The 21,612-nt window shown below is 70.0% G+C and carries 25 protein-coding genes and 1 tRNA gene; 11 read left to right on the plus strand and 15 right to left on the minus strand.

What is annotated here, in order from left to right:
- Both JAN01S_RS17780 and JAN01S_RS13250 read left to right on the plus strand, forming a co-directional pair.
- Complete coding sequence (locus JAN01S_RS17780) at window positions 1-174, plus strand: glycohydrolase toxin TNT-related protein (protein ID WP_084360250.1); 174 nt, start codon at window positions 1-3, stop codon at window positions 172-174.
- A 1-nt stretch (window position 175) separates the two neighbouring features.
- Window positions 176-1,024, plus strand: coding sequence for a TNT domain-containing protein (locus tag JAN01S_RS13250; RefSeq protein ID WP_068319062.1), 849 nt, complete (start codon window positions 176-178; stop codon window positions 1,022-1,024).
- A 146-nt stretch (window positions 1,025-1,170) separates the two neighbouring features.
- Here the strand turns inward: JAN01S_RS13250 and JAN01S_RS13255 are convergent, their stop codons facing one another.
- The gene (locus JAN01S_RS13255) at window positions 1,171-2,190 is read right to left on the minus strand and encodes a hypothetical protein (protein ID WP_068319063.1); all 1,020 of its coding nucleotides are present in this window, start codon (window positions 2,188-2,190) and stop codon (window positions 1,171-1,173) included.
- Between the two features lie 124 nt (window positions 2,191-2,314).
- On the opposite strand from JAN01S_RS13255, the gene JAN01S_RS13260 reads away from it, so the two are divergent.
- The gene (locus tag JAN01S_RS13260) at window positions 2,315-2,836 is read left to right on the plus strand and encodes a peptidylprolyl isomerase (protein WP_068319064.1); all 522 of its coding nucleotides are present in this window, start codon (window positions 2,315-2,317) and stop codon (window positions 2,834-2,836) included.
- A gap of 5 nt (window positions 2,837-2,841) precedes the next feature.
- Window positions 2,842-3,744 carry a rhomboid family intramembrane serine protease gene (locus JAN01S_RS13265; RefSeq protein ID WP_068319068.1) on the plus strand — a complete coding sequence of 301 codons (903 nt, stop codon included), beginning with the start codon at window positions 2,842-2,844 and terminating at the stop codon, window positions 3,742-3,744.
- Window positions 3,745-3,930: 186 nt separating this feature from the next.
- Here JAN01S_RS13265 and JAN01S_RS13270 read toward each other — a convergent pair whose 3' ends face one another.
- Window positions 3,931-4,326, minus strand: a complete 396-nt coding sequence (locus JAN01S_RS13270; protein ID WP_240312322.1) for a cell division protein CrgA — start codon at window positions 4,324-4,326, stop codon at window positions 3,931-3,933.
- Window positions 4,327-4,408: 82 nt separating this feature from the next.
- Between JAN01S_RS13270 and JAN01S_RS13275 the strand changes: the two genes are divergently transcribed.
- Genes JAN01S_RS13275 through JAN01S_RS13285 form a run of 3 tightly spaced genes read left to right on the plus strand, consistent with a single transcriptional unit; the run spans window position 4,409 to window position 6,880 of the window.
- Window positions 4,409-5,209 carry a DUF881 domain-containing protein gene (locus JAN01S_RS13275; RefSeq protein ID WP_157075749.1) on the plus strand — a complete coding sequence of 267 codons (801 nt, stop codon included), beginning with the start codon at window positions 4,409-4,411 and terminating at the stop codon, window positions 5,207-5,209.
- 16 nt (window positions 5,210-5,225) lie between these two features.
- On the plus strand, window positions 5,226-5,882 hold the full coding sequence (locus JAN01S_RS13280; protein WP_068319071.1) for an aminodeoxychorismate/anthranilate synthase component II: 657 nt from the start codon (window positions 5,226-5,228) through the stop codon (window positions 5,880-5,882).
- Between the two features lie 14 nt (window positions 5,883-5,896).
- Entirely contained in the window at window positions 5,897-6,880 is a 984-nt protein-coding gene (locus tag JAN01S_RS13285) for a YihY/virulence factor BrkB family protein (protein WP_084360257.1), read from the plus strand.
- A 141-nt stretch (window positions 6,881-7,021) separates the two neighbouring features.
- Here JAN01S_RS13285 and pknB read toward each other — a convergent pair whose 3' ends face one another.
- From pknB to JAN01S_RS17200, 7 genes are all read right to left on the minus strand, one after another.
- Entirely contained in the window at window positions 7,022-8,908 is a 1,887-nt protein-coding gene (pknB, locus tag JAN01S_RS13290; RefSeq protein ID WP_068319073.1) for a Stk1 family PASTA domain-containing Ser/Thr kinase, read from the minus strand.
- Window positions 8,909-8,957: 49 nt separating this feature from the next.
- Window positions 8,958-10,412, minus strand: coding sequence for a peptidoglycan D,D-transpeptidase FtsI family protein (locus JAN01S_RS13295; RefSeq protein ID WP_068319074.1), 1,455 nt, complete (start codon window positions 10,410-10,412; stop codon window positions 8,958-8,960).
- Window positions 10,409-11,785, minus strand: a complete 1,377-nt coding sequence (locus JAN01S_RS13300; RefSeq protein WP_068319076.1) for an FtsW/RodA/SpoVE family cell cycle protein — start codon at window positions 11,783-11,785, stop codon at window positions 10,409-10,411. Before JAN01S_RS13300 ends, JAN01S_RS13295 begins: the two co-directional genes overlap by 4 nt.
- Window positions 11,782-13,017 (minus strand): Stp1/IreP family PP2C-type Ser/Thr phosphatase, encoded by a 1,236-nt coding sequence (locus JAN01S_RS13305; RefSeq protein WP_068319078.1) that lies wholly within the window; start codon window positions 13,015-13,017, stop codon window positions 11,782-11,784. The genes JAN01S_RS13300 and JAN01S_RS13305 overlap by 4 nt, the downstream gene beginning before the upstream one ends.
- 2 nt (window positions 13,018-13,019) lie before the next feature.
- Complete coding sequence (locus tag JAN01S_RS13310; protein WP_068319080.1) at window positions 13,020-13,517, minus strand: FHA domain-containing protein FhaB/FipA; 498 nt, start codon at window positions 13,515-13,517, stop codon at window positions 13,020-13,022.
- A 29-nt stretch (window positions 13,518-13,546) separates the two neighbouring features.
- On the minus strand, window positions 13,547-14,467 hold the full coding sequence (locus JAN01S_RS13315; protein ID WP_068319083.1) for an FHA domain-containing protein: 921 nt from the start codon (window positions 14,465-14,467) through the stop codon (window positions 13,547-13,549).
- A 185-nt stretch (window positions 14,468-14,652) separates the two neighbouring features.
- Window positions 14,653-14,853, minus strand: a complete 201-nt coding sequence (locus JAN01S_RS17200) for a hypothetical protein (RefSeq protein WP_068319086.1) — start codon at window positions 14,851-14,853, stop codon at window positions 14,653-14,655.
- 81 nt (window positions 14,854-14,934) lie between these two features.
- Between JAN01S_RS17200 and JAN01S_RS13325 the strand changes: the two genes are divergently transcribed.
- The gene (locus tag JAN01S_RS13325; protein ID WP_068319088.1) at window positions 14,935-15,840 is read left to right on the plus strand and encodes a LysR family transcriptional regulator; all 906 of its coding nucleotides are present in this window, start codon (window positions 14,935-14,937) and stop codon (window positions 15,838-15,840) included.
- A 40-nt stretch (window positions 15,841-15,880) separates the two neighbouring features.
- Here JAN01S_RS13325 and JAN01S_RS13330 read toward each other — a convergent pair whose 3' ends face one another.
- Window positions 15,881-16,378 carry a DUF4188 domain-containing protein gene (locus JAN01S_RS13330; protein WP_068319090.1) on the minus strand — a complete coding sequence of 166 codons (498 nt, stop codon included), beginning with the start codon at window positions 16,376-16,378 and terminating at the stop codon, window positions 15,881-15,883.
- Between the two features lie 79 nt (window positions 16,379-16,457).
- On the opposite strand from JAN01S_RS13330, the gene JAN01S_RS13335 reads away from it, so the two are divergent.
- Complete coding sequence (locus JAN01S_RS13335) at window positions 16,458-17,081, plus strand: MerR family transcriptional regulator (protein WP_068319091.1); 624 nt, start codon at window positions 16,458-16,460, stop codon at window positions 17,079-17,081.
- A gap of 154 nt (window positions 17,082-17,235) precedes the next feature.
- A tRNA-Leu gene (locus JAN01S_RS13340) sits at window positions 17,236-17,318 on the plus strand.
- Window positions 17,319-17,356: 38 nt separating this feature from the next.
- Here the strand turns inward: JAN01S_RS13340 and JAN01S_RS13345 are convergent.
- From JAN01S_RS13345 to tmk, 4 genes are all read right to left on the minus strand, one after another.
- On the minus strand, window positions 17,357-18,541 hold the full coding sequence (locus JAN01S_RS13345; protein WP_068319092.1) for an IS481 family transposase: 1,185 nt from the start codon (window positions 18,539-18,541) through the stop codon (window positions 17,357-17,359).
- Between the two features lie 225 nt (window positions 18,542-18,766).
- Entirely contained in the window at window positions 18,767-19,474 is a 708-nt protein-coding gene (locus tag JAN01S_RS13350; RefSeq protein WP_084360254.1) for an NAD(P)/FAD-dependent oxidoreductase, read from the minus strand.
- A gap of 23 nt (window positions 19,475-19,497) precedes the next feature.
- A complete protein-coding gene (locus tag JAN01S_RS13355) occupies window positions 19,498-20,241 on the minus strand; it encodes a class I SAM-dependent methyltransferase (RefSeq protein ID WP_244884847.1) in 744 nt (247 codons plus the stop codon).
- A gap of 5 nt (window positions 20,242-20,246) precedes the next feature.
- A complete protein-coding gene (tmk, locus tag JAN01S_RS13360; protein WP_068319096.1) occupies window positions 20,247-20,918 on the minus strand; it encodes a dTMP kinase in 672 nt (223 codons plus the stop codon).
- Window positions 20,919-21,016: 98 nt separating this feature from the next.
- Between tmk and JAN01S_RS16950 the strand changes: the two genes are divergently transcribed.
- Window positions 21,017-21,178 carry a hypothetical protein gene (locus JAN01S_RS16950; protein ID WP_157075750.1) on the plus strand — a complete coding sequence of 54 codons (162 nt, stop codon included), beginning with the start codon at window positions 21,017-21,019 and terminating at the stop codon, window positions 21,176-21,178.
- 169 nt (window positions 21,179-21,347) lie between these two features.
- Here the strand turns inward: JAN01S_RS16950 and JAN01S_RS17205 are convergent.
- A partial coding sequence (locus JAN01S_RS17205; protein ID WP_169797234.1) for a hypothetical protein occupies window positions 21,348-21,612 on the minus strand: 265 nt, incomplete at its 5' end.

The raw sequence follows: 21,612 nt of genomic DNA on the forward strand, positions 1-21,612 counted from the left end.
CTGGGCAGTTGTTTTAGGTCGAGCAGTCACAAACCGCTCCCGGAGTCGGTCACCGAAGGACGAATTCAGCCTTGGTTCGAACAGCCGGGCGGCGCACTGCAGTACAAGTTCGGCAAAGACATCGACTCGTCCGTGAAGAACGAGTGGTTGGGGAATCTGGATGCGACCAGTTGACGTGGACACTGTGGAGGAACTCCACGAGTACCGCCGCCTGGCGGGGAGGGATTGGGACCACATCGGGTGGCGAGGGGATCCGGCGGTGCGGGACACCGATGGGACGATCCTTGTTGAAGAGCGTGGTGACGGGAGTGTTGAGGTCACGGGGTGGAGTCGTGGCCAGCTGATGTCGACGCGACACGTCCCTGACGTGCGTGCTTTCGTGCAGGGCATGGTGAGTTGGCAGCTCAAGGAACGCCTCCGCGGGAATCTGTCCCAGAGGGGCCTGTGGGCGGATGTCTCGGTCAGGAGTCCGTCTGCAGCGGGTGAGCCGGATGAGATGCCTGACGAGGGTCGGTGGGCGGTGGTGGTGTCGGAGGGCGAGTACCACATCGGTGGGATGTCGTTGGGCCGGTTCCGTCACTATGACTCGTACGAGGACGTTGTGCTGGCCACGGATGTTCTGCAGCGTCTGGTGCAGCAGCGTGGTCCGACGGAGCCGGCTGGCGATGCGGACTTGTTGGTGGAGCGGGGGCGGTCGACGGGTGCCGGGATCGTGGGCCGGACGCGGGAGCGGGGGCACGCTGATGCCCCGGGCCTGGGTCCGGGTGATGTGCTGGATCGGGTGGGGCACGAGTCGGGGTCGCAGCTGTTTGCGTTGGGGACGCCGTTCGCGATGCGTTCGCAGCCGCCGGACATGGCGGGCGGGGAGTACCACCGGTACCGCGTGCTGGACCATCTGCCCTTCGCGCGGGAGGGCACCGCTGCGCCGTGGTTCGGTCAGCCGGGTGGGGGCGCGATGGTGGTCGGTGATCGCCCGGTGCGGTGGTACCTCGACCACGGACACCTGATAGAGCTCGTCGACTAGGCCAAAGGCGATGCCCGGCCCTTCGAGGCTCGCCCGCTTCGCGGACTCGCGCCTCAGGAACCGGTGTGAGAGCCCCCGGGCGCGAACCTCGAAGGGGGCCGGCTCCGCATCGCGCGGAACCGGCCCCCTTCGTCGTGGTGCCTGGATCAGGCCTTGGTGTCACCCTCGACCGGCAGGTCGCCGCCGAGGTGGTCGGGGGCCAGGTCGGCGCCCTCGGAGGACTCCGTCACGGACGGGACCGCGGAGTTGTCGGCCCAGTCACGCGCCGAGCTCCAGGCGTCGCCGCCCTCGGCGGTCTCCGTGGCCGGGGCAGCGCCCTCGCTCGGCTCCGGGTCGACGGCCAGCGGGTCGGAGACGGGAGCCTCATCGGCGACCTCCGCGGCAGGCGCGACACCCGCGGCGGCGGCCGGGGCGGCAGCAGCAGCGGCACCGGCAGCAGCCGGCGCGGTCGACGGGGCCGGGGTCGGGACGCTCGAGTCGCGACCGGTCGTCGGTGCCTTGTAGGGGTCACCGGCGGGCACGGCCCACGGGTCCTTCTTCGGGCCCTGCTTCTGCTTGGCGACGACGGCGGCGATGCCACCGGCGACGAGCGCGAGGAGCAGCAGCTTGAGGCCACGACGCTTCTTCTTCGGCTTCTCCCCCTTCGCGGCGGCGAAGGCGGCCTGGGCGTCGTGCTCGTCCCGCAGCGCGGCGACGACCTCGGGCCCGCGCGCAGCGGCCTCGTCGGCGGCCTTGCGGCCGGCGGCGGCACCGGCCGCAGCCAGACCGGACGCCGTGGTGACGACCTTGGGCAGGACGTCGTCGACGAAGTGGTCGCGCAGGTCCTGCACGTCGCTGCTGGCCTGCTTGCCCTGCTTGCGGGCCTGCTTCGTGGCGGAGCGCACCTTCTTGCGGGCGTCCTTCTTGCCCTTCTTGGCGTCCTTGGCCGCCTGCTTCTTGGCCTCCTCGGCCTGCTCGCGCAGCTCGGTGGCCCGGGCAGCCGCGCTCTCACGGGCTGCGGCGGCCTGCGTGGCAGCCGAGCTCTTGAGCTCGTGGGCCCTCTCGGAGCCGTGCTCGGCCTGCTCGGCCGCCTTGTCGATGAGCTCGTGCACCTTCAGCGATGCGGCTTCGGCGGTCTCGTGAGCGCGGACGCGTCCACCCTCGACCTTGTTGTTCTTCTGGAACACACTTCCTCCTGCGAGCGTGGGGGTACTCCCCCATCCTGCACCGGATCGGCGACAGGCGAAACCGGGGGGGGCCGATGAGCCCCGCCACGGAGGCGGCCCCCTTCGCCCCTCTACGATGGAACGCATGAAGGCGATCCTGCACACCAACCACGGCGACATCTCCATCGAGCTGTTCCCCAACCACGCCCCCAAGACCGTCGACAACTTCGTCGGCCTCGCCACCGGCGAGCGCGAGTACAAGGACGACGCGGGCCGGACCAACCCGCAGAAGTTCTACGACGGCCTCGGCTTCCACCGCGTCATCTCCGGCTTCATGATCCAGGGCGGCTGCCCGCTGGGTCAGGGCATCGGCGGACCCGGCTACGAGTTCGACGACGAGATCCACCCCGACCTGGCCTTCGACAAGCCCTATCTGCTCGCCATGGCCAACGCCGGCAAGCGAGGAGGCCGTGGTACCAACGGTTCCCAGTTCTTCGTGACCGTCGGCGCCACCCCGTGGCTCAACGGCAAGCACACGATCTTCGGTGAGGTCTCCGACGCCCCCAGCCGCGAGGTCGTCGACAAGATCGCCGCGGTCCCGACCGGCGCGATGGACAAGCCGGTCGAGCCGGTCGTCATCGACTCCGTCGAGATCGTCCAGGACTGATCCGCATGTCGCAGCCGCCGTCCGGCCGGGTGCCGGACGGCGGCCCCGGCACCACCGAGGTGCCCACCTGCCCGCGTCACCCCGACCGGGTCTCCTACATCCGCTGCCAGCGCTGCCGCCGCCCGGTCTGCCCGGAGTGCCAGCGCAGCGCCGCCGTCGGTGTCCAGTGCGTGGACTGCGTGCGGGAGCAGGCGAAGGGGGAGCGCCGCCAGGTCACCGTCTTCGGCGGCCGAGCCGGTGTTGACCGTCCCGTCCTGACGATGGGGATCATCGCGGTCTGCGCGCTCGTCTGGATCGGTGAGCTGCTCTCCCCACGCGTCTTCCAGGAGGTCGCCTTCGCGCCGGCCCTCGGCACGAGCGAACCGTGGCGCCTCATCACGTCGGCCTTCGCGCACAGTCCGAACCAGCCGATGCACATCCTCTTCAACATGCTGGCGCTGTGGCTCGTCGGCGGTTACCTCGAGCAGATGCTCGGCTGGGCCCGCTACCTCGCGATGTACCTCGTGTGCGCGCTCGCCGGCTCGGTGACCTGGCTGCTCTTCCAGCCCGTCGACCCGCGGGACCCGGGCGCCTGGGTGCCCGTCGTCGGCGCGTCCGGGGCGGTCTTCGGGCTCTTCGCCGCCGTCATCGTCCTCAACCGCCACCTCGGCCGCGACAGCTCCTCGATGGTCGCCACGATCGGCATCAACGCCGTCATCGGCTTCGTCGTCCCCAATGTCGCGTGGGAGGCCCACCTCGGTGGTCTCGTCGCCGGTGGCCTGCTCGCCCTGGCCCTGACCGTCGCGCGCGACCAGCGTCGACCGGCACTGGCCTGGGCCGCGATCGGTGGCCTGCTCGTCGTCGTCATCGGGCTCGCCGTGGCGAAGTACGCGACCTCCTCTGGGCCGGTGCTCACCCCCTTCGCCTGAGTCCACACCCGACGCGCAGACACCCGGCCAGCTGCTCGCCAGCCGAGTTACACGCGTGTCATTTGTCCCCAGATGTGCACAAGCCTGTGGACAACTGGGGTTTTCCACAGGGGGTTGTGCACATCCGGGCATGACGAAGGGCCGGCATCCACAGGACGCCGGCCCTTCACGCGTGCGGGTGGGGGGCTACTTCCAGCGGGTCGTCATGGCGAAGCCCGCGAGGATGAAGGCGAAGCCGATGCCGAGGTTCCACCGGCCCCAGGCTTGCACCGGGTACTGCTCCTGGGTGATGTAGAAGGTCACGACCCACACGAGGCCGATGAGCATGAGGCCGAGCATGACCGGGACGAACCACGCCGGGTTGCCGATGCGCTGGGCCTTGACCTTGTGCCGGGCCTTGGCCTCGGCCTGGTCGTCCGCGGCCTGCGCCTCCGCGCGCTTGCGCGGATCGCCGGAGCGGCGCAACGCGCCCTTGCCCTTGGCGTCCTTGCCCCGGGTGCCCTTGGCCTCGGTCGTGGTCTCGCGCTCGGTCCCACCGTCGGTGTCGGTGATCTCCTGCGCGTCGTCGGCGGACTTCGCCACGGGGTGCTCCTTCGTGGATGTGCGGTTGGTGGCCTAGCGTAGATGCCACAGTCCGATCCACCGAGCGAAGGGGGTGTGACCCGTGAGCGAGCAGGAGCCCGAACCCGCGGACGAGAGCGGCCTGGCGCGCCGGGTGCGCACCTGGCTGACGCACCGGCCGAGCCGATGGTCCTCGCTCGTGCCGGTCATCGCGCTCGGCGCCGGGCTCCTCTTCGCCACCTCGAGCACGACGGCCCGCGGGACGGACCTGCGCAGCGAGGCGGTCGAGCTGCCAGATCTCATCCGGGAGCGCACCCTCGACAACGAGCGCTCGGGCGAGCAGGTCGACAGCCTGCGAGGTGAGGTCGACCGCCTGACCCGAGACGCTGCCCCCGGCAGCAGCCTGCTGCAGCAGATCTCCCGTGAGACCGAGGCCAACGGTCGCGATGCCGGGCTCACCCCGGTCGCCGGCCCGTCGGTGACCGTCACCCTCGACGACGCCCAGCTCGACGCCGACGAGATCCCCGAGGGCTTCACGGTCGATGACGTCGTCGTCCACCAGCAGGATGTCCAGGGCGTGGTCAACGCGCTCTGGCGCGGCGGTGCCGAGTCGATGCAGATCATGGACCAGCGGGTGATCTCCACGAGCGCGGTCCGCTGCGTCGGCAACACCCTCATCCTCCAGGGTCGCGTGTACTCGCCACCCTTCACCATCACCGCGATCGGCGACCGCGAGCAGCTGCAGCAGGCCCTCGAGGACGACCCCGCGGTCGACATCTACCGGCAGTACGTCGACGCCGTCGGGCTGGGCTACGAGGTGACGACGGCCGAGGAGACCGAGCTGCCCGCCTTCACCGGTCGCACCAGCCTCGAGCACGCCCGACCTCTCCCCGGCGGCGAGTGAAGGACATACTGTCCCGGTGAGCCAGATCCTCGTCGTCGACAACTACGACAGCTTCGTCTTCACGATCGTCGGCTACCTCCAGCAGCTGGGGGCGCAGACGACGGTCGTGCGCAACGACGCGATCACCCCCGCCGACGGCGCCGACTTCGACGGCGTGCTCATCTCTCCCGGACCCGGCACCCCCGAGGAGGCCGGCGTCTCGACCGCGATGATCGAGGCCTGCGCCGAGCGGGCCCAGCCGATGCTCGGCGTCTGCCTCGGGCACCAGGCGCTCGGGGTCGTCCTCGGAGCGACTGTGGGCCGTGCCCCCGAGCTGCTGCACGGCAAGACCAGCCGCGTCCTGCACGACCAGACCGGCGTCCTCGCGGGCCTCGCCTCTCCCTTCACCGCGACGCGCTACCACTCCCTGACGATCGACCCGGCGACCGTGCCGGAGACCCTCGTGCCCAACGGACACACCGAGTCCGGCGTCATCATGGCCGCCCACCATCGCGACCTGCCGCTCCACGGGGTGCAGTTCCATCCCGAGTCGGTCCTCACCGAGGGCGGCCACCGGATCCTGGCCAACTGGCTCGAGATCACCGGCGACCGTGGTGCCGTCGAGCGCAGCGCGGGCATGTCGCCCCTCGTGCGGGACGTCGAGGGCGTCGCGCGCGCCGTCGCCGCCGGGTGACGCAGGGGCAGTCCGTGGGCGAACCGACGATCGGCCCGATCGACCGGGTCCAGCGGCGCACCCCGCTGCTCGGCTTCCCCATCGCGGTCGTCTACAAGTTCTTCGACGACTTCGGCGGGTACCTGTGCGCCCTGCTCACCTACTACTCCTTCCTCTCGCTCTTCCCCGCCCTGCTCCTGCTGTCGACGATCGTCGGCTTCGTCCTCCAGGGGCAGCCGGAGTGGCAGGATCGGATCCTCGACTCCGCGCTGTCGGAGTTCCCCATCGTCGGGGACGAGCTGCGGACCACCGGCACCCTCGGTGGTGGCCCGATCGGTCTGGTCATCGGTGGTCTCGCGGCGCTCTACGGCGGGCTCGGCGTCGGGCAGGCGCTGCAGTACGCGAGCAACACCGCGTGGATGATCCCGCGCAATTCCCGGCCCAACCCCTTCGCCAGCCGGGCCCGCGGGCTCCTGCTGCTCGGTGTCGCCGGACTCACCGTCGTCATCACCACGGGCCTGACGACCTATCTGCAGCAGCTCGTCTCCGGCGGCTACGCGGGCTGGGCGATCACCATCGCGTCGATCCTGCTCAACACGCTCGTCTTCGCCGTCGTCTTCATCATCTCGACGACCCGCCCGCTCGACCTGCGCGACGTCCTGCCCGGGGCGCTGCTCGCGGCCCTGGCCTGGCAGGGGATGCAGTCCGTCGGCGCCGTCTACGTCAGCACGGTCATCGAGAGGGCAAGCAACCTCAACTCGGTCTTCGCCCTCGTCCTGGGTCTGCTCGTCTTCCTCTACACGATGTCGGTCGTCATCATGCTGTGCGTCGAGGTCAACGTCGTGCGCAAGGAGCACCTGTGGCCGCGGGCGCTGCTCACCCCCTTCACCGATCAGGTCGTGCTCACCGGCGCCGACCAGCGGGCCTACTCACGGCACGCCGAGGCGCAGCGGCTCAAGGGGTTCCAGCGGATCGACGTCTTCTTCGACGGGGCGCGCGGCCGCGACGAGGAGGACTGACCCCGCGGCCATGAGCCCGGGTGCGTTGGTGCCACCCGGTGGCCCCTCTCCGGGCCACCACGTGGCATCAACGCCACCAGGTGACCTCAACGCCACCGGGCCGGACGAAGGGGGTGACCCCCGTGATCGTGCCCGGTCGCGTCAGGGGCTGGCCGGCGACTGCGTCGTGCTCTCCGTGGAGCGCGTGCTGCGCGGCTCCGTGGGTGACGAGGACGGCGACCCGGACGGGCTCCCGGTCGTTGTCGGCTCCGGCTCGGTCGTCGACGTGGTGTCGGTCGGCTCGGTGGGCTCGCTCGTCGGGCTGACCGTCGTGGTGACCGTGCCCGGAGGCTCGGGCGGAGCCTTGGCGACGACGAGGTTGACCGTGCGGCCCTGCTTGACCTTGCCCGCGCCGGGGGTCTGCTCGAGGATCGTGCCCTCCTCCTCCTCGGAGGACTCGCGGCTCGTCTCCTTGATCTGCAGGCCGAGGCCGTAGATCTCGCTGCGCACCTCGTCGACGCTCTGGCCGGTGTAATCCTTCAGCTGCACCTGTCCGGAGGCGATCACCAGGTCGACCTTGCTCCCCTTCGCCACCGGCTCGGCGGGACCGGGGCTGGAGCTGATGACGTGGTTGCCGTCCTGGTCGGGACTGTCCTCCTTGGTCACCGTGCCGACCTCCAGGCCGACCTCCTCGAGCGCGCGCGTGGCCTCGCCCCGGCTCATGCCGACGACGCTCGGCACTCCCACTTCGTCCGGGCCACCGGAGACCCGCAGGCCGACCGTCTCGCCCTCGGGCACGCTGGTGCCCTCGGTGGGGTTCTGGCTGATGACCTGGCCGACCGGGGCGTCGTCGGCCACCGTGTCGACGTCGGCGTCGAGGCCGACCTCCTGCAGCTTGGCGATCGCGGCGTCCTCGTCGCTGCCGACGACCCGCGGCACGGTCACCTGCACGACCTCCTCGCCTTGACTCGCGTCCCAGGCGAACCACCCGAGCAACGCGATGGGGATGAGCAGCAGCGCGGCCATGAGCCACCCGAGTCCACCACTGCGGCGCCGCCGCTGGGTCAGCGGCATGGAGGCGGTGTCGGGGTCGGTGCGCGGGCCCGGCTCGTCGGTGCGCACGGCGGCGACCGGGAAGGTCTGGGTCGCGGCGTCGAGGCGTTCGGTCGCCACCGGGCTGATCGGCATGCCGCCGCGGAAGGCTCCGAGGTCCTCGGCCATCGAGCGCGCGTCGGGGTAACGCTCGTCGCGGTCCTTGGTCAGGGCGTGGTGGACGATCGCGTCGAGCTCGGGCGGGACCGTCGGCTCGACGCTCGAGGGCAGGGGGATGTCGGCGTTGACGTGCTGGTAGGTCAGCGAGATGGGCTCGCCGGTGTAGGGCGTGCGCCCGGTGAGCAGCTCGAAGAGCAGGCAGCCGCTGGAGTACACGTCGCTGCGGTTGTCGACCGTCTCGCCCCGGGCCTGCTCGGGCGAGATGTACTGGGCCGTGCCGATGACGGCCTGGGTCTGGGTCATCGTCGCCTGGGTGTCGGCGACCGCGCGGGCGATGCCGAAGTCCATGACCTTGACGCTGCCGTCCTCGGCGATCATGACGTTGCCCGGCTTGATGTCGCGGTGGACGATGCCCATGTCGTGGCTGTAGTCGAGCGCCTCGAGGACCTGCTGGACGATCCGGGCGGCCTCGACCGGCTCGATGGTCCCGGTCTCGGAGTCGTTGAGCAGCTCGCGCAGCGTGTGGCCCTCGACGTACTCCATGACGATGTACGGGATCTCCAGGGCGGCACCGCCGGCCTCGAGGATGCGCTCCTCCCCCGAGTCGTAGACGGCGACGATCGAGCGGTGGTTGAGCCCGGCGACCGACTGTGCCTCGCGGCGGAATCGGGCGAGGAAGGCCGCGTCCCGGGCGTGGTCGGTGCGCAGGATCTTGATGGCCACGGGACGCCCCAGTCGGGTGTCGTGGCCGAGGTGGACCTCGGCCATGCCGCCGCGACCGATGAGCTCGCCGACCTCGTAGCGTCCGCCGAGCAGGCGGGGTGCCGCTGTGCTCATCGTGTCTCCCTGGGCTCGGGGGTGAAAGTGGGCTGCTGGGTCGCGTCGGTCATTTCAGGGCCGCCTCCATCACGGCGGCGCTGATCGGACCGGCGACCGAGCCGCCGTAGGCCTCGTTGCCGGCCCGACCGCCGTCCTCGACGACGACCGCGACGGCGATCTGGGGGTTGTCGGCGGGGGCGAAGCCGGTGAACCACGCGTGGGGGGCCTTGCCCTCCTCGTGCTCGGCCGTGCCGGTCTTGCCGGCGACGCTCGTGCCCGGCACGGCGGCCTGGGTGCCGGTGCCCTGCTCGACGACGAGCTCCATCATGCTCGTCAGCTGGTCGGAGGTCTCCGGCTCCATGGCCGTGGACAGCTGCTCGGGCTTGGTCTCGCTGAGCGTCGACAGGTCGGAGCCGAGGACGGACTGCACCAGGTGCGGCTTCATGACGACGCCGTCGTTGGCGACGGCGGCGGAGACCATGGCGACCTGCAGCGGCGTGACCCGCACGTCGTACTGGCCGATGCCGACCTGGGCCTCCTGGGCCGGGCTCATCTCCTCGGGCAGCGTGGAGGGCGTGACCTGCATGGGGACGTCGAGCTCCTCGCCGAAGCCGAACTTCGACGCCTGCTCGCGCATCGCGTCGCCCCCGAGCTCCATGCCGAGCCAGCCGAAGGCGGTGTTGCACGAGTCCTGCATCGCGACCGCGAGGGAGACCTCGTCGTTCGGCCCGCAGGCACCGGGGTGGGAGTTGGGCAGACCGACCTCGGTCTGCGGCAGGTCGAGCACGGCCGGGCCGGGGATCGTCGAGTCCTCGTCCCACTGGCCGTCCTCGATGGCGGCAGCGGCGGTGACGATCTTGTGGACCGAGCCCGGGGGGTAGAGGTTGCCGGAGATGGCACGGTTGACCAGGGGCCGGGCCGGGTCGCTGTTGAGCGAGTCCCAGGCCTGCTTCTCCTTCGACGCGTCGTGGCTGACGAGCGGCGTCGGGTCGTAGTCGGGGTGGGAGACCATCGCGAGGATCTCCCCGGTGCGCGGGTCGAGGGCGACGACGGCGCCGCGCTGGTCGCCGAGGGCCTCGGCGGCCGCCTTCTGCACGGCGGGGTTGATCGTCAGCTCGAGGCTGGCCCCCTTCGGCTCCCGACCGGCGATCGTGCCGGTGAGCCGGTCGTAGAAGAGCTGGTCGTCACGGCCGGACAGCAGGCCGTCGGCGGCGTACTCGATGCCACCGCCGGGGCCGTAGGTGAAGGAGTTGTACCCGGTGACGTGGCTGTAGAGCTCGGGGTTGCTGTACTCGCGCTGCCACTGCAGGTCGTCGTCGGTCGGCGTGGAGCTGGCGATCGGTCGACCGCCGACGAGGATCTGCCCGCGCTCGCGGGCATAGCTCTCGAGCTGGGTGCGCCGGTTGCCCGGGCGGTCGTTGATGTCCTTGGCGCCGAGGACCTGGATCCACGTGCTCGACCCGAGGAGCAGCACGAAGAGCAGCGCGACGAGCGTGGACAGGCGTCGGATCGGCTGGTTCACCGGGCCTTCACCACCTGGGTCGGCGCGTCCATCGAGGCGGGGTCGAACTCTGGCTCGGGGCGGCGCGCGTGGTCGCTGATGCGCAGGAGGATGGCGATGAGGGTCCAGTTGGTGAGCAGGGACGAGCCTCCGTAGGCGACGAAGGGGAGGGTCAGTCCGGTGAGCGGGATGACGCGGGTGACGCCCCCGATGACGACGAAGACCTGGATGGCCAGGACGAAGGTCAGGCCGGTGGCCAGCAGCTTGCCGAAGCCGTCGCGCAGGCCGATGGCCGAGCGCAGCCCGCGCTCGACGAGCAGCGCGTAGAGCATGATGATCGCGAAGACGCCGATGAGCCCGAGCTCCTCACCGATGCTGGTGAAGATGAAGTCCGACTCCGGCAGCGGCGTCAGCCACGGTCGACCGCGGCCCAGGCCGGTGCCCGAGACCCCGCCCGCGGCCATGCCCATGATCCCGGTGGCCAGCTGGCCGCACTGCTGCATGCCCTCCTCGGAGAAGGTGTCGGTCCAGCACAGGACGCGGGTCTGCACGTGAGAGGCGAACTGGTGGACGATCACGGCTCCGGCGGCGGCCATCGTCAGACCGAGCACGATCCACGAGACCCGCTCGGTCGCGACATAGAGCATGGCGACGAAGAGCCCGAAGATCAGCAGCGTCGTCCCGAAGTCGTTCTCCAGCACGAGGACGAGCGCGGCGGCCAGCCAGGCGATGACCAGCGGGCCGAGGTCGCGGGCGCGGGGGAAGGTGATGCCGAGGAACTTGCGGCCGGCCAGGGCGAGCATGTCGCGGGTCTGCACGAGGTAGCCGGCGAAGAAGATCGCGAGCAGGATCTTGGCGACCTCGGCGGGCTGGAAGGTGAAGGCGCCGATCTTGATCCAGATCTTCGCGCCGTACACGGAGTGGCCGAAGGGGGTGAGCGGCAGGGCGATGAAGAGCAGGGCGGCCAGTCCGGCCGTGTACGTGTACCGGCGCAGCACCCGATGGTCGCGCAGGGCGACGAGCACCGCGAGGGCGATGGCGACGCCCAGCCCCGTCCAGATCAGCTGCCGCAGCGCCAGCCCCTCCGAGAAGTCGCGTCCGGCGGCCAGGTCGAGCCGGTGGATCATCACCAGGCCGATGCCGTTGAGCAGGGTGACGATCGGCAGGATGATCGGGTCGGCGAAGGAGGCGCGCCAGCGCAGCACGAGGTGCACGCCGAGCGCGATCGCGGCGAGGATGCCGGTGTGCGCGAGCAGGTCCGGCGGGATCGCTCCGGACTCGGCGACGGACACGTTGACGTACGCGAGGATGACGACGCCGATGGCCAGCGCCGTGAGGACCAGCTCGACATTGCGTCCACGCGCGGGGGTGATGGTGGTGATCGCCCGACTCATCGACCGCAGGGCTCCCCGGTGGCGCGCAGCTGGCCGCACTTGTCGGCGGCGGCGCGCAGGCTCTCGACCCGCTGGTCGGCGGCCTCCCGTGAGTCGACCGAGATCGTCGCCGCGACCTCCTCGCGGTAGAACGACGGCAGCTCGGACATCTCGATGTCGGTCTCGTCGACGACGGAGTGCAGCGTGATCGGGCCGAGGTCCTGGGCAACTCCGCGGTAGACCGTCACCCGCCCGTCCTGCGCTCCCACGTAGTACTGCTGCTGGGTCCAGGCGTAGCCGGCGTAGGCGACGGCGCCGACGAGGAGCAGGGTGATGACGAGGCCGCCGAGACGACGCAACCAGCGCCCTCCACGACTGGAGGAGCCCTCCTCGTCCAGCTCCACCCCTTCGTCATCGTCCGTGGCGGTGAGGGCCGCGGCGCGGGCGGCGGGCGAGTTGTCGACCCGCTTGGCGGGGCGCCGCAGCGCGGCGGAGCCCACGACCTGGGGCTGCGTGGAGGGGGCGGTGCGGGCCTCGACGACGTCGGCGACGACGACCGTGACGTTGTCGGGAGCACCGGCGCGCATGGCGAGGGAGACGAGGTCGTCCGCAGCGCGCCCGGGCGGGGTGCCGCCGGTGAGGATCTCCTCGATCGTGTCGAGGGCGACGAAACCGGACAGGCCGTCGGAGCAGAGCATGTAGCGATCGCCCTGGCGAGCCTCACGGGCGCCGACATCGGGCTCGTCGTCAGCTGCGCCGGTCAGCACCCGGGTGACGACGGAGCGCTGCGGGTGGGTGCTCGCCTCCTCCTCCGTGATCCGGCCCTCGTCGATGAGGGTCTGGACGAAGGAGTGGTCCTTGGTCACCTGCGCCAGCCGCCCGTCGCGCAGGAGGTAGGCGCGGGAGTCGCCGATGTGGGCGAGGATCAGCTTGTTGCGGGCCCGCATGAGCGCGGTGACCGTCGTGCCCATGCCCTCGAGCTCGGGGTTGTCGGCGAAGGTGCGCGCGATCTCCTCGTTGGCCGAGGTGATCGCCCGGCTCAGCTGCGTGGACGCCTCGGCCGCGGTGAGGGAGTCGTGGTCGATCTCGACGAGCTCGGTGATGGCGGTCGCCGAGGCGATGTCACCGCCTGCGTGGCCGCCCATGCCGTCGGCGACGACGAGCAGGTGGGGCCCGGCGTAGCCCGAGTCCTGGTTGTCCTTGCGGACGAGACCGACATCGGAGCGTGCCGCGAAGTGGAAGGTCAGCGCCACCGTCAGCTCCTCAGCTCGATGACGGTGCGCCCGATGCGGATCGAGGTGCCGGTCTCGACCGGCACGGGGTCACCGACGCGGTACTGCCCGACGAAGGTGCCGTTGGTCGACCCGAGGTCCTCGACGTACCAGCCGTCCTCGGCCCGGAGGATGCGCGCGTGGCGCCCCGAGGCGAACTCGTCGTCGAGGACGAGGGTGCACTCGGGGTTGCGGCCGATGAGCACGCCCGAGTCGCGCAACGGCAGCGAGGTGCCGGTGAGCGGTCCGGTGGTGAGCACGATCTGGGTGGGCACGCGCGGGTTGCGCTGCGGCCGTGGGGTGCTCGGCTCGGGGGTGGTGGCCCGGCGGGAGCGGCCGGACTTCTTGGCCGGGGCCGGGCGCCGGTTGACCACGCGGGTGCCGAAGAGGTCGGTGCGCAGCACCGAGGCGATCGACAGGACGAAGACCCACAGGAGCACGAGCAGCCCGAGGCGCAGCACGGTGACCGTCAGCTCGCTCAACTCGGGTGCTCCTGTCGTCGGTGGACCGGTCAGCGCCGGCCGGCGTGGAAGATGGCGTGGGTGCGGCCCACGGTGATGCGGTCGCCGTCGCTCAGGCGCACCGCGTCGGTGGGCTCGCCGTTGACGAAGGTGCCGTTGGTCGAGCGCAGGTCGCGCAGGTGGCTGACCAGGTGGGGCCCGTCGTGGGTCACGCGCACCTCGCAGTGCCGCCGGGAGATGCCGGGGTCGTTGAGCACGACATCCGCGCTCTCGTCGCGGCCGAGCACGGTCATCGCGGCGATGAGGGGATAGCGCTCGCCGTCGACCTCCAGCCACGGACGGTCGTGCACCGACATCGTCTGCGGAGCCGCGCGGGGAGGGGCCGGCCGGTGGACCGCCGTGGGGGTGTCGTCGGCGGGGTCGTGGCGCGACGGTCGGGGGACGGTCCGCTCGGGAGCCGCGGCCGGGGCCGGCGCGGGTGCCGGCTCGTCGTACGCCTCGTCCGCGAGCTCCCAGCCCCCGGAGTACTCGTCGTAGCCGTCGTCGGCGCCCGACTGCTCGTCGGCGTGGGCCCGCACCTGGTCGACCCGCTCGACCCGCTGGCGCGCAGTGGCGGGGCGCACGCGGAAGACGCCGGTCTCGAGCTCGTCGTCCTGGTGGAAGAGGACCTGGATCGGACCCCCGGGCTGGTAGCGCTGCGAGTCGGCGTGCTCCTCGGCGGCGGCGACGAGCTCGTCCTCGAGCTCCTCGTCGAACTCGGTGAGCCGCTCGTAGTCGCTCGGCGCCAGCTCGACGGTGAAGAGGTTGGGCACGATCGTGCGGCCGCGACCGAGCATTGTGGCCCGGTCGTCCATCGCCCGGCGCAGCGCGGACGCCAGCTCCAGGGGCTGGACCTCGGCCCGGAAGGCGCGGGCGAAGACGCCGTTGACGGTGCGCTCGAGCTTGCGCTCCATGCGTTCGAAGAGGCTCACGCTTCCTCCCTTCGGGCAGCGGTCAGCACGGACATGGGTCCGGCGATCCTAACGGCGGACCCTGAGCGTGCGCTGCACCCGCGCCGGGGAGAGGCGTTGTGATGGTGACGAGTTCGCCCACCCGTCACCTGTCCTGCACGTGGCCCGAGGAGGTCGCGCAGCGACCGTCTCGAGGGCAGGCGACCTCAATGCGCCTTGCGGGCGCGCAGGGAGGTGAGCGGGTGCAGCCACGCACGCGGCCGCGACTGCTGGCGAAGGGAGGGGCCCGCCGGCGCGGTCGGGCGGCGGGTGTCGTCCTGGGCGATGGCCCGCAGCTCTGTGGCGAGGCGGACGTCGTCACGGTCGGGGGCGGCGGTGGGGTCGAGGGGGAAGCGGAAGCGGCTCATGCATCCACTCTCCGCTCGGAGTCCGTGAAGGACAAGCGAAGATTGTCGATGAACCGTTCGGTGCGGGCGTATGGTGGTGGGATGCTCGACGTCAACCGGCTCAAGGTCTTCCGCGCCGTCGTCGCGAGCGGCTCGGTGCAGGCCGCCGCGCGCCATCTGGGCTACACACCCTCGACGATCAGCCAGCACATCACCGCCCTCCAGCGGGAGACGGGGCTGACCCTTTTCGAGAAGTCCGGCCGCGGCATCGTGCCGACCGCCACGGGGCGGCTGCTCGCCTCCGAGTCCGAGGAGGTCATGAGCCAGCTCGCCCGACTGACCGGGATGGTCGACGACCTGCGCGCCGGCCACACGGGTTCGCTGGAGATCGCGTCCTTTTCCTCCGCTGCGCAGGAGTGGCTGCCGGCCGTCGTGCGCCGCCTGCGCGAGGAGTTCCCGGCGCTCGCCATCGACCTCGTGCTCAACGAGCTGGGCACGGCCCGCGGTGCCGACATCGACGTCCGGGTCGAGGATCCCGACGACGAGGTGGCGGTGCCCGAGGGGTGGTGTCGCCGGGTGCTCGCCGAGGAGAGCTATGTCTGCATCGTGCCGGCCGACCACCCGCTCGCCGACCGTGGCCAGATCGGCCTGGCCGATCTCGAGGGCGAGGTGTGGATCCGCGACGACCGCGTCGAGAGCATGTGCACGCGCATCATCGGCCGGGCGGCGGCCGCGGCCGGTGTCGTGCCCAACTACGTCGCCCGGTCCGACGAACACCACACGGCGATCGCCTTCGCCGCGGCCGGCGTCGGGGTGTGCGTGCTGCCGAGGCTGGCGACCCTGCGCGCGCCCGCCGGCACCGTCTCCCTCGACCTCACCGACCCCGCGCCGCGTCGGCGGGTCGTCGCCCTGCTGCGGGCGTCGTCGGAGGGCAACCCGGCCGCGCAGCGGGCCATCGCCCTGCTCCTCGAGGCGGCCCGCGGCGTCGACGAGCAGCGCGCCGCCTGACTCTGCATTGCCCAAGGCAATGCGGGCGAAGGGGGTGGGCTCAGGCCGCGCGCGAGCCCAGGCGCTCGCGGGCACCCCGGCCGCGTCGGGTCGCCTCGACCGTGCCGGTCAGGGCGCCGAGGCCGATGCGCGCGCCGTTGCCGTAGAGCGTCTCGATCCCGGTGGCCGGCACGGCGAAGGTCTCGTGCCAGATGCCCACGGCCTCCGGGTGCTTGCGGGCCACGGCGTTGAACCGCTTCCACGCCGGGAGGTGCTTGGCGTCGGCCGACGAGGCGTAGCGGTAGAGCTGCTCGGTGCTGCGCCAGTACTGCACGACCCAGGGTCCGTGGCGGCCCATGAGCGTGTAGGCGCCGAGGAACCCGAGGTCCTCCGCCTCCCCGCGGTCGGCGGCCGCGCGGTTGCGGCTCAGCTCGGCGATCATCGCCGGCATGGCCGTGAAGACCGGCCCCCACAGGTCGATGCGGTGCTTGCGCCGGATGGTCATCCCGATGTTGAAGACGACGACGTCGTCCTCGTGGGCGTGGGTCTCGTGTCGCATGGTGTCTCCCTGACGCGTGTTGGATAGTGTCGATATCCAGTATTGGGTAGCGGTACTGTCCAGCGCAAGAGGTGAAGCCATGAAGATCTCCGAGCTGTCCGCTGCGACCGAGGTGTCCGTCCCGACGCTGAAGTACTACCTGCGTGAGGGCCTGCTCCCGCCCGGCGAGGCGTTGACCCGCACGAGCGCGTCGTACGGGGACGAGCACGTCGAGCGAGTGCGTCTCATCCGTGCCCTGACGGGCGTCGGCGGGCTGACCCTGATGACGACGAAGGCCGTCCTGGAGGCGATCTCGCAGCAGGGCCTGTCCCGCACCGACGTCATGGGCGCAGCGCAGCGGGCGCTGCTCGGGGAGGACTTCGTCGCCGACGTGCCGCCGGCGGGCGAGATGGTCGGCAGCTCCCGGGCGCGGGCGTGGCTGGCCGACATGGGGTGGCAGGTCCATCCCGAGGACCCGATCATCGACGAGCTCGACCGGGCCTGGGAGGCGTGCGACGCCGCGGGGCTCAGTCTCGACGAGGAGCGCATGTCCGCCTACGCCGCGGCCTCGATCGACATCGCGCACGTCGACGTCGGCTCCGTCCCGCAGGACCCGGCCCAGGCGGTGCGTCAGGTCGTCCTCGGGACCGTCCTCGTGGACGCCGTGCTCTCCGCCCTGCGTCGCCTCGCCCAGCAGCACGTCGCGGTGAGCGAAGGGGGATGACCGTTCGCTTCTCGCGGGTCGAGGTGTGAGCGCCCCCGGGCGCGAGCCTCGAGACCCCGGCGACGTCCGTGCATGGTCTCGCTTTGGGGATCGCCCGCATCATGAGGCACAATGAGACGGCTTGCCCGCCGGTCGGCGGTCAGGCACCACTCATGCGCGAGTGGCGGAACGGCAGACGCGCTGGCTTCAGGTGCCAGTGTCCGAAAGGGCGTGGGGGTTCAAATCCCCCCTCGCGCACACTGTGATGTCTCACGACATCTGCAAGGCCCGAACCCTCAGTGAGGGTTCGGGCCTTGGTGTTTTTGGGGTTGGTAGTCGCGGCTGGTGTCGAGGGTGAGGTCGCGTAGGAGTTGGCCGGTGACGGCGTGGACGACGGTGATCTGTAGGTCTTGGACGAGCAGGATCACGCGGTGGCCGTTCCAGGCTCGGCCGATGCCGATGTGGTGTAGTCGGCTGGCGTGCCGCAGGGTGACGGTCCCTTCGCTGACCTTGTCGTGGCGGACGCGGTTGTGGGTTCGGTCCGCGGGTTCACTGGCGGGGGCTGCTTTGGGTCGTGCGGCGTAGGCCGCGGCCGGGGTGCGCCGGTCCAGTGCTCGGTGGGGTCGGTCGTGGTTGTACTCGTGCCGGAATTGGTCGAGGAGGTCTTGCAGGGCCTGGATCGTGGCCGGCTGGACGGGTTGGCGCCGGAGCCAGTTCTTGAGGGTTTGTTGGAAGCGTTCGACCTTGCCTTGGGTTTGGGGGTGGCTGCCGCGCCCGTTCTTCTGGGTGATGTTGTGGTCGGCCAGGTACCGCTCGAACGCGTTGCGTCCCCCACGGACTCCGGTCGCGGAGTGCCGGACGGTGTAGACCATCCCGTTGTCGGTCAACGTGCTTGCGGGGCTGCCGTATTCATCGATCGTGGCGGTGAAGGTCGTGAGCACGATCGGGCCGGTGATCCGGGGGTGGGCCGACAGGTGCAGCAGGTATCGGGAGTGGTCATCGAGCCAGGTGATGATCTCGGTGTCGGTGTCGTCGATGAGGGGGTAGTGGGTGTAGTCGAACTGCCAGGTTTCGTTGGGTTGCTCGGCTTCGAAGCGGATGTAGGCGCTCTTGGGTTTCTTCTTCGGTTCGGGACGTACTCGCCCGTTCGCGGTGAGGATCCGGGCGATCGTGGCCCGGGACGGGGCAGGGGCCCCGGCTTGTTGGAGGTGCCACCGGATGGTGTCGGGGCCGGCGTCGTGCCCGGTCGCCACGAGTCGGTCACGCTCGGCCAGAACGGCCTGCACCACGACCGTAGGGGTCGCTGCGGGGTTGTGGTGGGGCCGGCGTGAGCGTGGCTCGAACGCGGCTTCGCCTTCGGCTCGGTAGCGCTTCATCCACCGCGAGACCGTGGCTTGTGAAATGTCGTACCGGCGGGCGGCCTCGGCCTGGGAGATGCCCGAGCGGGTGATCGCGGTGATGACGAGCTTGGCTTTCGACACCTGCGAACGTGTCGACGACTAGGCGGGCTGACGGACCCGAGCTGATCGGGGCGGTCCACCCACCGACGACCTCGACTTGACCCCATTGGGGATATCGTCTGCGAACCGAGTTCCGGCAGATATCGACGAACCATGGCTCCGGTGGTGAGTTCTTGTGATGCTCCACCGGTGGGGCAAACTCGACGCCGGCGAGGATGCTGTGCCCGCGGGGGCTTACCCATCCACTCAGACCGTGTCGAGGACGACGGGATGAGGGTCCGACGGGGGGCGTTCTGCCCGCAATCGGAGCACCTGGACGCGTCGAATATTGGTGGGGAGTTGAATGTCGGCCGTGGCGAGTAGGGGACCGGAGTCCGCGCCGGCCGCGAGCACGACGGTGTCGGCATACAGTTCGCCTGCCGTGGTCCGTGCCCCAACGATACGACCGTCAGCGCGTAGTAGCGATAGGACATCCTCATGTCGCCGTTCGACACCGTTGACCTGCGCGGCGGACAGGTAAGCCGAGGTCAGGGCGACAGGGTCAACGTAGCCAGCGTCTCGTTCGAGTAGCGCACCGGCGATATCTGTCTGGTCACATCCGAGCAGGCGGTCGATGTCGTCCCGAGTCAGTAGTCGGAGTCTTGTCTCGGTCCGAGCTCGGTCCCGGGCGATCGTTAGGTGTTGATCGTCGAGTAGGTGGATCACGCCGACTTTGCGTAGACCGATGTCAGTGTCGAGGAGGCGGTTCATCTCGTCGATCTGCCGGAGGCCGAGCGTCGCGAGTCGCGAGCGGTCGTGCTCGGGGTAGAAGCCATGGACGACGGCCACCGACTGCGGTGTCGCCGCGAGTGGTCGTCCCGAGTCTACGACGACCACTCGGAGGCCATGATCGACTGCTAGGTGGTAAGCAATCGCCGCACCATGAATACCCGAGCCGATGACAAAGCACGTCACAGTCGCCCCGCACTCTCGTCATCTCAGACCTGGCCAGGATACGACGACGGAGTGGACAAACCCGCAAGGAACAGGGTGGTGATCCAAGTGATCGGCACGCTCCCACCAGCTTCGTCGACGGTCTCGGCGAGTCGGTCGAGTAGCACCCGTCGTCCTTCGGGGTCGAGGCCCCGGTACGGTGAGAAGGTTGTGACCAGGCGGCAGAAGTCACTCGTGGACAATTCCTGTGTGACGTCGTGACGGCTGTCGGTGATCGGTCCGAAGTAACCGCTGCCGCGCAGGTCGTCCGCGATCCAGTCGTTGTGTCGTGGCCCTTGGGGGTAATTCACGGACCGGAATACGTCGTTGATCCGATCCTCGAGTGAGGAGTCATCCACCCGGTTGACCCGGCCAACGAGGGCCAGAATCCCGTCTGGTGTGAGCAACCTGGCCGCGATCTCGCTACGTTGGGTGGGCAGTAGGTGCCATACCATGGCGCCGAACACGAGTTCGAACGTCCCGGGTCCTGTGCTCGCCCACTCCTCCCAGGAGGCCTCCACGACTGTGATATGTGGCACGCGTTGGGTCAGTTCGCGCGCCATGTCGGGCGAGGGTTCGACGCATACGAGTCCTCGGGTGGCAGGTGCGATGACCCGGGTGGCCTTTCCGGTTCCCGAGCCGATCTCGACAGCGTTGCCGGGGCGCCTGCCGAGTCGCGCCGTGACCGCAGTAGCGATCGAGTCGGGATACCCCGGACGCAACTCCTCGTAGAAGGTGCTTGTCGCCATCTTGCTCACCGTGTAATCCCACCCTCCGCACCTGTTAAGCAAAACTCCCGGAAGCGACGCACCACCTCGTCGGCGACGAACGACGCCGACGGTGCAGCATCGATAACGAAGAAATCCTTCGCCTCGGGTAGTGCGTGAAACGCTACGCGGAATCTCGCCAGGAAGGCTATGTCGTTGATGTCCTCACCGCGGCTGCGTACTCGTGCAGCCGCAGTTTCAGGGTCGAGGTCAAGTAGGAAGGTAACGTCCGGACGCGGTAGTTCCTCAAACATTCGGCGGACCAGGTTCCCGTTGCTCGCCCCCCAGACCTGGGCGAGCGCGAGATGGGACCAAATGTAGCGGTCGACGACAACGACGTGGCCAGGTTCGGTCAGGCGCGGCGTCATGGTGAGTAGCTCCCGCCACTTTGTCGCACTCGCCATGAGATAGGAGGCGTCGCTGCCGAAAAGCTCGTGGCGGTCCCTCAGTCCCTCCTCTCTGGCGACGCGGTCGAGAGCTTCCCGGATAGGCCGGTAGCTGCGGTTTGGGTGCAGGTGCGCAGGAACGCCGGTGTCGACGAGGTGGCGGACGAATGCCCGGGCGGCGGTGCTCTTGCCACTGCCATCGGTACCTTCGAAGACCACGAGTAAGGAGGAGGCCCCTACGGGAAAGTGCGACTCGGCCACAGCCTCACTCATGCGGCTGCCTCTCGTGTGATGGCGGGGTCGTCCTCGAGGGTTGGAAGAGCTCGAGACCGTCAGCTACCGGCAGCGTGCCACTGCGCCGGTACAGGGAGATGGCCGAAGGGGTTCACCCTCGCGCGCCCGGAGGACTGACGTGGTGCGGCTCCGACAAGGTGGCCGCCTCCGGCGAGTCGTTCTCCAGTCAGTACGCCGCCGAGCGTGCAGCCACCAACGTCAAGATGAACGCCGGCTCGGCGGTCGGTGCCGCAGCCTGACCAGCGGCACAGCGTGGGTTGGCCCGCACCATCGCGGGCCAACCACCACCGTGCTCCATCGGGGTCGCGGCGAAGATGATCGCGGCCTTGCCCGTTCAACTGTCGTCAACCCTGATCCAGGCGAGCAAAATGCGTCAGCGTAGGGCTATCGGATCGAATCGTGGGCGCGTCAGCCCCACTCGGTCTGCTCATCGGCCACCAACGACACGGCCTGACCCACGTCCGCGAGGGAGGCCTGTCGCGGCAACTCGCGCAGATCAGGGTGCGCTGGGACATCCCACACGCCGGTGTCCCCGCTGATCGCCTGCGGATAGATCGTCAGGCCGTACTCATCCGCCTCGACCAGCACCTGGCGCTCCCCACCGGCGGGGTCCTCGTCACCAGGCCGCAGGTCCTCATCCCTCTGCCCCAGAACCTGGGTGACCGCCCGCCCC

The organism is Janibacter anophelis NBRC 107843, assembly GCF_001570945.1.
GTDB lineage: Bacteria > Actinomycetota > Actinomycetes > Actinomycetales > Dermatophilaceae > Janibacter > Janibacter anophelis.

Bases quoted from the DNA above. Each gene is read 5' to 3' on its own strand.
- JAN01S_RS13260 (WP_068319064.1), top strand. From the start codon at position 2,315: ATGAAGGCGATCCTGCACACCAACCACGGCGACATCTCCATCGAGCTG.
- JAN01S_RS13265 (WP_068319068.1), top strand. From the start codon at position 2,842: ATGTCGCAGCCGCCGTCCGGCCGGGTGCCGGACGGCGGCCCCGGCACC.
- pknB (WP_068319073.1), bottom strand. From the start codon at position 8,908: ATGAGCACAGCGGCACCCCGCCTGCTCGGCGGACGCTACGAGGTCGGC.
- JAN01S_RS13300 (WP_068319076.1), bottom strand. From the start codon at position 11,785: ATGAGTCGGGCGATCACCACCATCACCCCCGCGCGTGGACGCAATGTC.
- JAN01S_RS17200 (WP_068319086.1), bottom strand. From the start codon at position 14,853: ATGAGCCGCTTCCGCTTCCCCCTCGACCCCACCGCCGCCCCCGACCGT.
- JAN01S_RS13325 (WP_068319088.1), top strand. From the start codon at position 14,935: ATGCTCGACGTCAACCGGCTCAAGGTCTTCCGCGCCGTCGTCGCGAGC.
- JAN01S_RS13330 (WP_068319090.1), bottom strand. From the start codon at position 16,378: ATGCGACACGAGACCCACGCCCACGAGGACGACGTCGTCGTCTTCAAC.
- JAN01S_RS13335 (WP_068319091.1), top strand. From the start codon at position 16,458: ATGAAGATCTCCGAGCTGTCCGCTGCGACCGAGGTGTCCGTCCCGACG.
- JAN01S_RS13355 (WP_244884847.1), bottom strand. From the start codon at position 20,241: ATGGCGACAAGCACCTTCTACGAGGAGTTGCGTCCGGGGTATCCCGAC.
- tmk (WP_068319096.1), bottom strand. From the start codon at position 20,918: ATGAGTGAGGCTGTGGCCGAGTCGCACTTTCCCGTAGGGGCCTCCTCC.
- JAN01S_RS16950 (WP_157075750.1), top strand. From the start codon at position 21,017: ATGGCCGAAGGGGTTCACCCTCGCGCGCCCGGAGGACTGACGTGGTGC.